Genomic DNA, 13,030 nt, shown 5'->3' with positions numbered 1-13,030 from the left:
GGCGCGCGAGCCCGGATAGAGGGTCGGGGCTCGCGAGACCCGACGGGCTATTCTGCCAGATCGCGGAGTCGCCCTCCACCGTCGGCACCGGAATGGTTGCCCGCGTCCTGCGCGAGCAGAGCCAGTCCCCGGGTCACGCCGACGGCGGGGCGCCACCGCAGGTCGTCGTGCGTGCGACGTTGATCGAACCAGTGGGCGGTCGACAGCTGCTCGGCGAGGAACCGGGTCATCGGCGGCTCGTCCTCCCCCGGTCGCACGCGCCACGCCGCTTCGACGAGCGCGCCCGCCAGCCGTGCGAGCGGCGCGGGAACGGACCGGGTCGGCGCGGGTGCGCCGGCAGCGGCGGCGATGCCCGCGAACAGTTCCGAGATCGGCCGCGGTTCGCCGGACGTCAGCACGTAGGCCCGCCCGTGCACCGCCGGGGTGCGGTCGAGTGCCGCGAGGATGCCGCTGACCGCGTCGTCGATGTACGTGCTGTCGACCAGGGCGGCACCGCTACCGATCAGGGGCACGCGGCCACGTCGCGCGCGGTCCTGGATGCGCTCGGTCAGCTGCGGGTCGCCCGGCCCCCACACGATGTGCGGCCGCACGGCGGTCACCGCGAAGCCGGGCGCGTCGGCGGCGAGCGCCAGCAGCTCGGCCGCCGCCTTGGTACGGGCGTAGTCGCCGCGGGCGTGCACCGGGTCGGCCGGTTCGGCGCCGTCGCCCATGATGGCCCGTCCGGCGTGCGCGACGGAGGGCGAGGAGACGAACAGGAACCGGCTGACCCCCGCCGCCCGCGCATCCGCGAGCAGGTCGCGGGTGCCGTCGACGTTCACTCGGACGAACTCGGCCGGGTCGCCGGCGAACGACACCTTCGCCGCCAGGTGGACCACGGCTTTCGCACCGTCGAGCGCGGCGGCCCGGGCCGCCTGGTCGTCCAGTGCGCCCTGCACGTCGAGAACGCCCGCGAGCCCGGAGGAGCGGCGCTGCAGCGTGCGCACCCGGTCGCCGCGTAGGGCCAGCGCCCGGGCGACGTGCCCGCCGAGATACCCGCTGGCCCCGGTGACGAGCACCGGCTCGGTATCGGAAGCGCGATAGGGCTGCCCGTTGGTCACGGCCGCGGGACCCGGCCGCCCGCAAGGACCGCGGTCGCCCACCGGGCGAGTCGGGGCCGGTCGATCTTGGAGTTGTGCCGGATGTCGGTCGGCAACCGGCGCACGCCGAGCACGGCGGCGACGGGCACGTCGATCGCATTCCGGACCGCCGCAGCGAGCGGCCCGACGACCAGGCCGGGTTCCTGCTCCTCCGCGATCACGACGAGCTGCTGGGTGCCGCGCGGCCCGACGCCGACAGCGGCCGCCCGCGATACCCCGGCGGCCTCGGCCCGCTGCTCGACGCCGACGGGTGTGAGCACGCCGGTGGCCGCGGTGATGATGTGCGGCAGCCGGCCTTCGATCCACAGGCGACCGTCGTGATCCAGGTGCCCGACGTCGCCGGTTCGGTGCCACCGGCCCTCCGGCGACTCCGCCCGGGCGGCGCGGTCGGTCAGCCACAGCCGGTCGTACCCGGCGAGCATCAGCGGGGCGCGGATCAGGATCTCGCCGGTGACACCGGCAACGTTCTGCCCGACCAGCGCCGGCCGGCCCGCCGCATCGAGCGGCGCGATCAGCACCCGCGCCGCGCCGGCGGGGCGGCCGACGCAGACACCGTCGCCGCTGCCGGCCGCGCGGATGCCGTCCAGGGTGATGTCGGCCACCAGCAGGCACTCGGTCATGCCGTACGGGGTATGCAGGCTGGCGGCCGGGAAGATGGCGCTCGCTCGGGCCAGCAGCGGCTCGCCGAGGGGTGCGCCGGCCGAGAGCACCACGCGGATGCGGTCGAAGCAGTCCCGGCGACCCTGCGCCGTCGCGACGACGTTGGTCATGGCTGCCGGCGACAGGAACACGGCGTCGGCGTCGACCGCCTCGATGGCGGCGGCGAGCCGGTCCGCCGTCAGCGTGGCGGGCCGGGTGACGTCCATCAGCGGTGTGGCGGTGCGGCAGCCGAACGCGGGGCCCAACAGGGCGAACGGCGCGAAGCCGGCGACCAGCCCGGTCTCACGGCCGAGCCCGTGCTGCGCCCGCAGCGCATCCCGCACGCCGCCCAGCTGCCGGTGCGTGTAGCGCACGCCCTTGGCCGGCCCCGTGGATCCGGAGGTGAACAGGACGGCGGCGAGGTCGTCCGGTCCGGGCGGGGTCGGCACGGTGCCGTGTTCGCCCAGGCGGGCGACCTCCCGCAGGGAGTGCCGCACGCCGAGCAGGCGACGGAGCGCCGGCGCCAGCGACTCGCTGGCGATGCGCACGCCCGGCCAGCCGAAGAACCGCGCCGCGACCAGGCCCGCCCGCACACCGACGATCCAGTCGGGCCGCGCACCCCGCACCGCGCGGGTGAGTCCGGTCGCACCGAGGCCGGCATCGGCGACCACGACGATCGCACCGATGCGCAGGCAGGCATACAAGGTCGCGGTCAGGTCGGCGCCGGGCGGAACGAGCAGCGAGACCCGCTGACCGGCGCGCATGCCCGCGACGACGAAACCGGCGGCCAGCTGCTGCACCCGCTCGTTCAGCTCGCGCCAGCTGACGTGCCTCGGTCCCGACGGCAGCATCTCGGTCAGGGCCACCGACCGCTCCTCGCGTCGCGCCTCGATCTCACCCCACAGCGGTTCGAACGGCAGGTCGAAGGCGGTCCAACCCGTCGACGGCCCGGATGCGGCCGGGTCCGGGGCGACGAAGGTCGCGCCCAACCACGTCAGCACGGTCCCGGCCACATCGGCGTCCTCGGGAACCAGGTGCCCGGCCCCCTCGAACCGGTGCACGCCGGCGTGCGGCAGGCGGCGCATCAGGTCGGCCAGATACCGCTCCTGGAACACCACGTCGCGGGGCCCCCACAGGATCAGCGCGGGCACGGCCAACCGGGCGACGCCTGCGCCGATGCGCTGCAACTCCGCCGTGCTCGGCTGACCTGCCCGCGTCGGGATGTCGCGCACGAACGCCTCGATACCCGCCCGCCGCGGCGCGGAGCGGTACGGCGCGCGGAACGCCTCGCGCACGCCCGCTGCCAGCGGCGGATGGGCGATCGCGAGGGTGGCATCGAGGAACAGGCTGGTCCCGGAGGTGCCGAGCCGCGTGACCGGCGCCGCGAGCGCCAGGCGCAGTGCGGGCGGCAGGGGCTCGTCCGGGCCCTGGTGCACCGTCGTATTCATCGCGACGACGCCGGCGAGCAGCTCGGGATGGTCGATGGCCCAGCCCAGGGAGACGACGCCGCCCCAGTCGTGGCCGACGGTCACCACCGAGCCGTCGAGCTGCAGGGCGTCGGTGAGCAGGCCGAGGTCGCGCACGCGGTCGGCCACGGTGCGCGTGACGCCCGTACGTTCCGAGAAGCCCATCTCCAGCTGGTCGACGGCGATGACCCGCCACATGGCTCCGGTCGGCGCACTGAGCGACTGGGCCAGCAGACCGCGCCAGAGGTAGCTCCAGGTGGGATTGCCGTGCACGGCGAGGACCGTGCCCACCGGGCGCTCGCCCATCCGGTCGAGCAGCACCGCGGTGTCGAGCAGGTGCCAGGTGCGCACACTGCCATCGGAGGTCGGAGCGTCGACCAGCCGTGACCAGGCCGGATCGAGGCCCGGCAGCCCGGCCGGCGGCAGGGTCGCATCCTGTGCGAAGCGGCCCCGCGCCGTCACCACGCCAGTTCGAGCATCGAGGTGTTGATGCCGCTGCCGATGCCGCAGAGCAGCACGCGATCGCCGACGACGAGCTTCTTCGCCTCGTGGGCGAGCGTGATCGGGATGGAGGCGGGGCCGACGTTGCCGAACTTGGGGAATGTCAGGGGCACGCGGGAGCGATCGATCTGCGCCGCCTTCACGAACGCTGCGGTGTGCACCTCGGACACCTGATGCATGATGTAGCGGTCCATGTCGGACCAGTTCCAATCGCGTTTCGCCTCGGTCCAGGCGGCGGTGACCAGCTCCATCCCGCGTTTCAGCAGGTTCTTCGCGTCGGTGAACATGCCGTCCATGCTGCCGATGCAGAGGTCGTTGTACTCCGTCGCGGCGCGGGTGACGCCGCCGATCAGCTGATGGCCCTCCGGATGCCGGTCGGCCCGGCCGAGCACCGCCGCCGCCGCGCCCGACCCCAGGGTCAGGCTGGCGAACTCGCTCATGAACTGCTCGCGCTTCAGGTCCACCCGCGACAGGCGCTCCATCGTGCCGGCGTGGATGCCGCTGACGTCCTCGCCGTCGATGATCACGGCGTAGTCGATCTGCCCGGAGTCGATCAGCTGGCCGGCCAGGCTCATGCCGTTGACGAAGCCCAGGCAGGCGTTGGAGATGTCGAAGTTGATGGCCGACGACGGCAGGCCGAGCCCGTGGTGCAGTCGCACGGCCACACTCGGCTCGATGTGCCGCTTGGTGACGGAGGTGTTGATCAGGAGGCCGACGTCGCCGCGCTGTACGCCGGCCTGCTGCAGTGCGGCGTTGCCGACCTGCACCGACGCCTCGTCGATGTCGAGCTCGGCACCCCAGCTGCGACGCTCGATCACGCCCGCCACCCGCTCCAGCAGACCGGTCGGCAGGCGCACGCGCTTCAGGATCGGCTCCAGGCGGCGCTCGATCTCGACCGAGGTCGTGACGAGCGGCGCGAGCACGCTCGCCACCGACAGCAGAGCGACGTTGCGGTACGTCGACGTTGCGTTTCCGTTCAACGGAGCTCCAGATTTCGTGTGCCGGGGTGCCGTCGAGACGGCGGATCGCGCGCGCGGCGCGCCGCTGTCGGACCATTTTGCCGTGCTTTGCGCTCGCCGATGACCGAAGGTGCGGGGCTGCCCCTTCTATCGGTGCTCTGTCAGGATGTCGCGCATGTCGATCGAGTTCGCGCAGTCGGCCCGATCGACGCTGGGGCTGGAGTGGGAACTCGCGCTCGTGGACCACGCCTCCGGCGACCTGACTCCGGTCGCACCCGACCTGCTCCGCTCGCTGACGATCGAGGACGCCCACGGCACCTCGAAGATCACCGGCGAGTTGCTGACCAACACCGTCGAGGTCGTCTCCGGGGTCAACCGCACCGTCGCGGACGGGGTCGCCGACCTCACGAGCACCGTCGAGCAGCTGCGCGCCGCCACCGAACCGATGGGTGTCGACCTGATGTGCTCGGGGACGCATCCGTTCGCGCAGTGGTCGCAGCAGCAGGTGACGCCCAAGGAGCGCTACGCGACGCTGATCGACCGCACCCAGTGGTGGGGCCGGCAGCTGATGATCTGGGGCGTGCACATGCACGTCGGGCTGGACGCGCAGGCCAAGGTGTGGCCCGTGCTGAACGCCCTGCTCACCTACTACCCGCACTTTCAGGCGCTGAGCGCGTCCAGCCCGTTCTACTCCGGCGAGGCGACGGGCTACGCCTCCACCCGGGCGATGCTCTTCCAGCAGCTGCCGACCGCCGGCCTACCGCCGCAACTGGAGTCGTGGGGCGAATACGAGGGGATGATGGCCGATCTGACCCACGTGGGCGTGATCGATCACTGGGACGAGATCCGGTGGGACATCCGCCCGTCGCCCAAGTGGGGAACGATCGAGCTGCGCGCCTGCGACGGTCTGCCCACGTCGCTCGAGGTCGGGGCGCTGGCGGCGCTGGCGCAGTGCCTGATCGACGACTTCTCGGAGCGCCTGGACGCCAGCGAGACGCTGCCCAGCCTGCAGCCGTGGTTCGTGCGCGAGAACAAGTGGCGGGCGGCGCGATACGGCATGGATGCGATCGTGATCGTCGACGAGCACGGCGAGGAGCGCCTGGTCGAGGACGACCTGCGCGACCTGATCGTGCGCCTCGATGCCGCCGCGGAGCGCCTCGGCTGCTCGGAGCAGCTGCACGACCTGGAACACATCATCGACCGCGGCGCGTCGTACGAGCGCCAGCTGTCCGCGTCGGCCGCGGCCGGCGGCAGCCTGAAGGCCGTCGTCGCGTCGCTGGTCGCGGAGCTGCGGGACGGCTTCCCCGCCGACTGACCGGCGCGCCCCGCCGCCTCCCCCTGCGCCCGCGAAGAATTCAGGAGAAATCGAGGAATGAAGGCGCAAACCGGCTGATCCGGCGTGCATTCCTCGAAATCGCCTGAGTTCCTCGGCGACGGAGGCCGAGGGGCGGAGCGAGTCAGGCGTTCTTCGCGTCGCGCCAGGCGATCCAGCGGTCCATGGCCGCGAAGTCGTGGTCCGGAGCGGTGATCCCCAGGGTGAAGAGCCGCACCCCGGCGTCGTACAGCGCGTCGGCGGTCGCCTCGTCCCGGTCGCGCAGCTCGTTGGAGATCTCGATCTCGGACACGTCGCGGCCAATCGCGGCGGCGTGGTCCTGCAGCACCTGCAACTTGTGGACCAGCGTCTCCGGGTCGACGAAGCTGTGCCAGATGTCGGCGTGCTCCGCAACGATGCGCAGCGTCTTCTGCTCGCCCTTGCCGCCAATCAGGATGGGGATGCGTCGGGTCGGCGCCGGGTTCAGCTTGGTCCACCGCTCGCGGATGACGGGCAGGTCGCGCGCCAGAGCGTCCAGGCGGCTGCCGGCGGTGCCGAAGTCGTAGCCGTACTCGTCGTAGTCGCGCTTGGCCCAGCCCGATCCGGTCGCGAAGATGAAGCGGCCGCCGGAGATGTGGTCGACGGTGCGGGCCATGTCGGCCTGCAGGTTCGGGTTGCGGTAGCTGTTGCAGTTGACGAGCGGCCCGAGCTCGATACGGGTGGTCTGCTCCGCCCAGGCCGCCAACTCCGTCCATGCCTCGAAGTGCATACCCTCCGGGTCGCCCGACAGCGGATAGAAGTGGTCCCAGTTGAATGCGATGTCGACGCCGGCGTCCTCGACGCGCTGCAGGGTCTTCCGATGCACCTCGTACGGCGCATGTTGCGGCGCGATCTGCACCCCCAACCGGACGGGTCGGCGGTCGGGGGCGAAGTCTGCGCTGCTCATGGGGTGACCATAACGGCCGCAGCCGAACGGCCTCCTGCATCACGAGCGCCGCACGAGCGGGCTGTCCGATCGTGCGGTCAGGAACCGTCCGAGTGGACGCGGTAGGACAGGGACTGGTAGAGATTGGTCTTACACAATATTGACGACCGTTGCCGATTGCTACGAAGCGATGATTCGCCCGGAAGACCACGAACATCAACCACGACCAGAAGGAGTACGGCATGGCCACCGACGTTGAGGACAAGGCACAGACCAACCTGCAGACCCAGGGCCGGATGGGCGAACTGATCGGCACGGGGCAGTTCGACAAGCTGTCCGAGGTGCTGACCGACGACTTCGTCGACCACGACCCGGCTCCCGACCAGCCCGCGGGCCCGAGTGGCATCGGCGCCTTCTGGCAGTCGTTCGGCGACGCGTTCAGCGAGATCGACATCCAGCCTGCGCAGGTCATCGCGACCGAGGACTTCGTGACCGCGGTGCTCAGCGTCTCCGCGAAGCACACCGGCACGTTCCTCGGCCACGAGGCGACCGGCAAGACCTTCACGGTGCGCGGGATCCAGGTCGCCAAGTTCGAGGACGGCAAGATCGTCGAGCGCTGGGGCTCCACCGACCAGCTCGGCATCCTGCAGCAGCTCGGCCTCGCCTGACGCTCACCTCACGCTGCCGGGGGCGCGAGCGCCCCCGGCAGTGCTCATCATTCGGAGGCGCCAGCGCCCCCGAATTCCGCCGTGGCGATCAGGATGGCGCGACCCAGGGTGTGGAAGTGCAGGTTGAAGCCGAGCACCGCCGGAGTCGACTGCGGGTCCACCTCGAGCGTCGGCACGTCCACCGCGTGCACGACCACGAAGTAGCGGTGCACGCCCGTGCCCTGCGGCGGTGCGGCGCCCACATAGCCGGGCACGCGCAACTCGTTCGGCAGCACCAGGGCTCCCTGCGGGAGGCTGCCGCCGCTCGATCCCGCACCGCTCGGCAACGACGTGACCGTCGCCGGCAGGTTGGCGACGGCCCAGTGCCAGAATCCGGATCCGGTCGGTGCGTCCGGGTCGTACATGGTCACGGCGAAGCTCTGCGTGCCGGCCGGCGCACCCGTCCAATCCAACTGCGGCGACGTGTCGCTGCCACCGGAGTCGGCGCCGTACTGGGCGGCGGCGAAGGGCTGTCCGTCGGTCGCATCGGTGCTGGTCACCGAGAAGGACGGCACCGGATCGAGTCGGGCGTAGGGGTCGTAGTCGCGATCGCTCATGCCCGCACCGTATGCAGGGCCGCTCGGCGCAGCCTGAGCGGCTCGATCAGCCCTGGCCGGAGATGTGCAGCGGATCGATGACCAGGATGACGCGCTGCTGGTCCCGTCCGCCGTACCAGGCGTAGGGCCCTCCGGTGTAGCGCTGCGACAGCATCTCGATGTGCTCCGCGCCGCCCTCGGTGCGCCGCTCGAGGACCCGGCCCCGCACCTGGAAGTACCGGAACGGGTTGTCGGCGCTCGAGACCGTGAGCGCGACCCGCGGATCGCGCTCCACATTGCGGGTCTTCACGAAGCCCTGCACCGTGTTGATCAGCACGTGCTCGCCGTCGGTGTCCACCCACGTCTGCGTCACCTGCGGCGAGCCGTCCGGCATCGTCGTCGCGAGGTAGCAGATGCCGCCACCGCGTAACAGTTCGAGCAGGTCGCCCTCGAGGGGCTTCGATTCGGTCATCCGGGCAGCGTATGCCGCCCGCCGTGGCGAGCGCCGAGCGCTCCCGCTGAGGTCGCGCGCCAGTCCGCGGGATGCGGGGGGCTCTACCGGCGCTCGGCGGTTGTGAGGCGGTCGCGGCCTGTCAGGTCGGGGTGGGTAGCGGCGTCGCGCCAGTCGACGGCGTCGAGCAGGGATCGCACCTGCTGCCCCTGGGCCTCGCCGTGTTCGACGACCAGGGTGCCGCCGGAGCGCAGCAGGCGGCGGGCGGTCGCGATCACCGCGCGCATCGGGTCCAGACCGTCCGGGCCGCCGTACAGCGCGACCGCGGGGTCGTGGAGGCGCACCTCCGGATCGCGCGGGACCATGTCCTCCGGGACGTACGGCGGATTCGAGACCACCACGTCGACCGCGCCGCGCAGCTCCGGGAGCGCATCGGCCAGGTCCGCGAGCAGGATGCGGACGTTCGGCAGGGCGATCGACTCGGCGTTCCGGACCGCCCACTCGTACGCCGCGGGCGACCGCTCGATGCCCACGATCTCGGCACCCGGTACCTCCGCCGCCAGCGCCAGGGCGATCGCGCCGGAACCCGTGCCGAGGTCGACTGCAGCAGGGCGCCGCGCGTCGCGCCGACGACCACGGACTCTCCGCAGCGCGTCGATCGCGTGCTGCGCCACGACTTCCGTCTCCGGCCGCGGCACGAACACCCCTGGGCCGACGGCGAGCTCAAGGGTGCGGAACGGCGCTCGGCCCGTCAGGTGCTGCAGCGGCTCCCGCGCCTGGCGTCGTCGGACCAGGTCGGCGAACGGCTGCCGGATCGGGTCCGGCATGTGCACGCCGGTGAGCGCCATCGCCTGCAGCGCTCCGCGGGTGGTCCCCAGCAGGTGCGCGAGCAGCAACTCGGCGTCCACCCGTGCCGCCTCGACGCCCGCGCTGCGCAGCACCTCGGCCGCGGAGCGCAGCACCTGCTCCATGCTGACGGTAGGGACCTCCGCCGGCCCCGCCGCGTCGACGGGGTGATCGGCGGCCCGATCAGCAGGATGTTCGGCGGCCCGATCGGTCACGCCGTGCCGTCGCCGAGCGCGGCGAGGCGGGCGTCCTGGTCGGCCAGGATCGCGGACTGCACGATCGGCTCCAGCGCACCGTCCAGCACCGCGTCCAGGTTGTAGGCCTTGTATCCGGTGCGGTGGTCGGCCACCCGGTTCTCGGGGTAGTTGTAGGTGCGGATGCGCTCGGAGCGGTCCACGGTGCGGATCTGGCTGCGGCGTGCGGCCGAGGCCTCCGCGTCGGCCGCCTCCTGCTGCGCGGCCAGTAACCGGGCGCGCAGCACGCGCATGCCGGCCTCCCGGTTCTGCAGCTGGCTCTTCTCGTTCTGCATCGACACCACGATGCCGGTCGGCACGTGGGTGATGCGCACCGCGGAGTCGGTCGTGTTCACGCTCTGGCCGCCCGGCCCGGAGGAGCGGAAGACGTCGATCTTCAGGTCGTTCGGATTGATCTCGACCTCTTCGGGCTCGTCCACCTCGGGGAACACGAGCACGCCGGCGGCGGAGGTGTGGATGCGGCCCTGCGCCTCGGTTCTCGGCACGCGCTGCACGCGATGCACCCCGCCCTCGTACTTCAGGTGCGCCCAGACGCCCTCGGCGGGATCGGTGGACCGCCCCTTGATACCGACCTGCACGTCCTTGAAGCCGCCCAGGTCGCTCTCGGTGCGCTCCAGCAGCTCGGTCTTCCAGCCCTTCGACTCCGCATAGTGCAGGTACATGCGCAGCAGGTCGCCGGCGAACAGGGCGCTCTCCTCGCCGCCCTCCCCCGCCTTGATCTCCATGATCACGTCGCGGCCGTCGTCGGGGTCGCGCGGGATCAGCAGACGCCGCAGCCGCTCCGCCGCCTCGTGCTCGGCCAGCTCGAGATCCGGCACCTCGACGGCGAAGGCCGGGTCCTCGGCCGCGAGTTCGCGCGCGGCTGCAAGGTCGTCCCGGTACTGACGCCAGGTCGCGTATGCGGCCACGATCTGGCCGAGTTCGGCATACCGACGGCCGACCCGGCGCGCCCGCCCCGCGTCCGCGTGCAGTCCCGGCTCCGCCAGCTGCCGCTCCAGGTCGGCGTGCTCGGCGACGAGCGGAGCGACGGAGTCGAAGCCGCCGCTCACTCGCTGCGGCCGGCGGGCCCGTTCGTGCCGGCGGGCAGCGACTTCTGCATCTGCACCAGGAACTCGACGTTCGTGCCGGTCTCCCGGAGCTTGTTCAGCACCACCTCGAGCGCGGCACCGGTGTCGAGCCCGGCGATCGCGTGTCGCAGCTGCCAAGTGACCGTGACCTCGTCGGGGCCCATCAGCATCTCCTCGCGGTGCGTGCCGGAGGCGGCCACATCCACGGCGGGGAACACGCGCTTGTCGGCCAGCTCGCGGGAGAGGCGCAACTCCATGTTGTCGGTGCCCTTGAACTCCTCCAGGATCACCTCGTCGGTCGGCGAGCCCGTCTGCACCAGCGCGGTGGCGAGGATGGTCAGCGAGCCGCCGTTCTCGATGTTGCGCGCCGCGCCGAAGAACCGCTTGGCCAGGTGCAGCGCCGCGACGTCGACGCCGCCGGGCAGCACGTGGCCCGACGCGGGGAGCGAGACGTTGTAGGCGCGGCTGAGCCGGGTGATCGAGTCGAGCAGCACGACCACGTCGTAGCCCAGCTCCACAAGGCGCTTGGCACGCTCGATGGCCAACTCCGCGACCGTGGTGTGATCCTCGGCGGGCCGGTCGAACGTGGAGGCGATGACCTCGCCCTTGACGCTGCGCTGCATCTCGGTGACCTCTTCGGGCCGCTCGTCGACGAGCACGACCATCAGGTGCACCTCGGGGTTGTTCGTTGCGATCGCTCCCGCGATCGACTGCAGGATCAGCGTCTTGCCGGCCTTGGGCGGCGAGACGATCAGACCGCGCTGGCCCTTGCCGATCGGGGCGACCAGATCGATGATGCGGCCCGACAGCTTCTGCGGATCCGTCTCCAGTCGCAGCCGCTCCTGTGGGTAGAGCGGAGTCAGGTTGCCGAACTCGACCCGCTCCTCCGCCTCGTTCACGGGCAGGCCGTTCACCGAGTCGACCTTCACGATCGCGTTGTACTTCTGGCGACCGCCGGACTCGCCGTCGCGCAGCTGGCGGATGGCGCCCACCACCGCGTCGCCCTTGCGCAGCGCGTACTTCTTCACCTGGCCGAGCGACACGTACACGTCGTTCGGTCCGGGCAGATACCCGGAGGTGCGCACGAATGCGTAGTTGTCGAGCACGTCCAGGATCCCGGCGATCGGGATCAGCACGTCGTCGTCGGAGATCTCGGGCTCGTCGGGGTCGACGCCCGCGCCACGACGCTTGCGGTCGCGGTACCGGCCGCGTCCGCGACCGTCGCCGTCCTGCTGCTGCCGCTCGCTCTGCTGCTGGCGCTCGCTCTGCTGGCCGTTCTGCTGCCCGCCCTGCTGGCGCTGCGGAGCATCGCCGTCCGGCTTCTCGGCCGGCTCGGCCTGCTTCTGGGCGGCCTGCTGGCCACCGGACTGCTGCGCGCCTGACTGCTGGCCGCTCTGCTTCTCGGCCGCCTGCTGCTGGCCGCCCTGCTGACTCTGTGCGCGATCCCCTTGGGCCCGGTCGCCCTGTCCGCGATTGCGGCCACGGCCGCGGCCACGACGGCCCTCGCCCTGCTCGGTTGCGCGAGGCTCCTCGCCTCCGTCAGCGGCGACCGCGCCATCGCCGGCGCTGCTCTCGGCTTCGGCACGGCCACTGGCGCCATCACCGGCACTGTCGGCCGTCGTCTCGACCGGGACCGTGCCGTCGTGCTGGCCCTCCGCGGGCGGCTCGCCGGTCTCGCGCCGACGCAGTTCCTGCAGGTCCTCGGCGATGCCGGTCAGGCCCTGGTTCGTGTGATCGCGAGCAGACCTCGGCGCTTCGACGCCGGCCTCGCCGGGAGCTGGTTCCGCCACCTCGGCGGCGGCGCTGTCCGCGGGCAACGGCACCGGATTCGGCTCTGCGGGCGCCTCGGCCTGACCCTCCTCGGCGGGCCCATTCTCGGCGGGCACCGTCTCGGGCGGCAGCACCTCGATCTGCGCGGGCGGCACCGCCGGCTCATCGGCGGTGGTCTCCGGATCGGAGCTCTGCAGAGCCTCGGTCCTGACTTCGGCGCTCTCCGATTCCGCGCTATCGGATTCGATTGTGTTCTCTTCGGTGGTGGCGTTCGAGATTGCGTCCACGAGCGGCCCCTTTCGCAGTGTCGAGACGGAACCGAGGCCGAGGGACGCCGCGATCTCACGCAGTTCGGTGAGGCGCAGTGCGCTCAGCTGGGCGTGGGTGCGTGGCGAGGGGAAGCGGGAATCCGCTTCGGTCGCGCGTCGATCGACTTCGGTCACGTGTGGTGATGGGGTCCT

General features: G+C 71.8%; 11 protein-coding genes. 2 read left to right on the top strand and 9 right to left on the bottom strand.

Going from position 1 to position 13,030, the window contains the following annotated elements:
• Nucleotides 1-47 precede the first annotated feature (47 nt).
• From ACFE7H_RS05040 to ACFE7H_RS05030, 3 genes are read right to left on the bottom strand one after another with little or no spacing between them, the layout of a single operon-like run.
• Nucleotides 48-1,097, bottom strand: coding sequence for an NAD-dependent epimerase/dehydratase family protein (locus ACFE7H_RS05040; RefSeq protein WP_375400124.1), 1,050 nt, complete (start codon nt 1,095-1,097; stop codon nt 48-50).
• Nucleotides 1,094-3,703, bottom strand: a complete 2,610-nt coding sequence (locus ACFE7H_RS05035; protein ID WP_375400123.1) for an alpha/beta fold hydrolase — start codon at nt 3,701-3,703, stop codon at nt 1,094-1,096. The genes ACFE7H_RS05040 and ACFE7H_RS05035 overlap by 4 nt, the downstream gene beginning before the upstream one ends.
• The gene (locus tag ACFE7H_RS05030) at nt 3,700-4,722 is read right to left on the bottom strand and encodes a 3-oxoacyl-ACP synthase III (RefSeq protein WP_375400122.1); all 1,023 of its coding nucleotides are present in this window, start codon (nt 4,720-4,722) and stop codon (nt 3,700-3,702) included. The genes ACFE7H_RS05035 and ACFE7H_RS05030 overlap by 4 nt, the downstream gene beginning before the upstream one ends.
• Nucleotides 4,723-4,876: 154 nt before the next feature.
• On the opposite strand from ACFE7H_RS05030, the gene ACFE7H_RS05025 reads away from it, so the two are divergent.
• Entirely contained in the window at nt 4,877-6,016 is a 1,140-nt protein-coding gene (locus ACFE7H_RS05025) for a glutamate--cysteine ligase (RefSeq protein ID WP_375400121.1), read from the top strand.
• 142 nt (nt 6,017-6,158) lie between these two features.
• Here ACFE7H_RS05025 and ACFE7H_RS05020 read toward each other — a convergent pair whose 3' ends face one another.
• Nucleotides 6,159-6,959 (bottom strand): LLM class F420-dependent oxidoreductase, encoded by an 801-nt coding sequence (locus tag ACFE7H_RS05020; RefSeq protein WP_375400120.1) that lies wholly within the window; start codon nt 6,957-6,959, stop codon nt 6,159-6,161.
• A 221-nt stretch (nt 6,960-7,180) separates the two neighbouring features.
• Between ACFE7H_RS05020 and ACFE7H_RS05015 the strand changes: the two genes are divergently transcribed.
• A complete protein-coding gene (locus ACFE7H_RS05015) occupies nt 7,181-7,606 on the top strand; it encodes an ester cyclase (protein ID WP_375400119.1) in 426 nt (141 codons plus the stop codon).
• 47 nt (nt 7,607-7,653) lie between these two features.
• Here ACFE7H_RS05015 and ACFE7H_RS05010 read toward each other — a convergent pair whose 3' ends face one another.
• The 5 genes from ACFE7H_RS05010 to rho all read right to left on the bottom strand — a co-directional run bounded on the left by ACFE7H_RS05010 (nt 7,654) and on the right by rho (nt 13,012).
• The gene (locus tag ACFE7H_RS05010) at nt 7,654-8,202 is read right to left on the bottom strand and encodes a YbhB/YbcL family Raf kinase inhibitor-like protein (protein WP_375400118.1); all 549 of its coding nucleotides are present in this window, start codon (nt 8,200-8,202) and stop codon (nt 7,654-7,656) included.
• Nucleotides 8,203-8,248: 46 nt separating this feature from the next.
• Nucleotides 8,249-8,653, bottom strand: coding sequence for a PPOX class F420-dependent oxidoreductase (locus ACFE7H_RS05005; RefSeq protein ID WP_375400117.1), 405 nt, complete (start codon nt 8,651-8,653; stop codon nt 8,249-8,251).
• 83 nt (nt 8,654-8,736) lie between these two features.
• The gene (gene prmC, locus ACFE7H_RS05000; RefSeq protein WP_375400116.1) at nt 8,737-9,603 is read right to left on the bottom strand and encodes a peptide chain release factor N(5)-glutamine methyltransferase; all 867 of its coding nucleotides are present in this window, start codon (nt 9,601-9,603) and stop codon (nt 8,737-8,739) included.
• Between the two features lie 86 nt (nt 9,604-9,689).
• On the bottom strand, nt 9,690-10,781 hold the full coding sequence (gene prfA / locus ACFE7H_RS04995; protein WP_375400115.1) for a peptide chain release factor 1: 1,092 nt from the start codon (nt 10,779-10,781) through the stop codon (nt 9,690-9,692).
• Nucleotides 10,778-13,012, bottom strand: coding sequence for a transcription termination factor Rho (gene rho, locus ACFE7H_RS04990; protein WP_375400114.1), 2,235 nt, complete (start codon nt 13,010-13,012; stop codon nt 10,778-10,780). The genes prfA and rho overlap by 4 nt, the downstream gene beginning before the upstream one ends.
• Nucleotides 13,013-13,030 lie beyond the last annotated feature (18 nt).

This window comes from uncultured Amnibacterium sp., assembly GCF_964250715.1.
GTDB lineage: Bacteria > Actinomycetota > Actinomycetes > Actinomycetales > Microbacteriaceae > Amnibacterium.
This window is presented reverse-complemented; position numbering and strand designations above follow the sequence as displayed.

Excerpts from the sequence above, each read along its gene's own strand:
- ACFE7H_RS05025 (WP_375400121.1), top strand. The coding sequence starts at position 4,877 with ATGTCGATCGAGTTCGCGCAGTCGGCCCGATCGACGCTGGGGCTGGAG.
- ACFE7H_RS05020 (WP_375400120.1), bottom strand. The coding sequence starts at position 6,959 with ATGAGCAGCGCAGACTTCGCCCCCGACCGCCGACCCGTCCGGTTGGGG.
- ACFE7H_RS05015 (WP_375400119.1), top strand. The coding sequence starts at position 7,181 with ATGGCCACCGACGTTGAGGACAAGGCACAGACCAACCTGCAGACCCAG.
- ACFE7H_RS05010 (WP_375400118.1), bottom strand. The coding sequence starts at position 8,202 with ATGAGCGATCGCGACTACGACCCCTACGCCCGACTCGATCCGGTGCCG.
- ACFE7H_RS05005 (WP_375400117.1), bottom strand. The coding sequence starts at position 8,653 with ATGACCGAATCGAAGCCCCTCGAGGGCGACCTGCTCGAACTGTTACGC.
- prmC (WP_375400116.1), bottom strand. The coding sequence starts at position 9,603 with ATGGAGCAGGTGCTGCGCTCCGCGGCCGAGGTGCTGCGCAGCGCGGGC.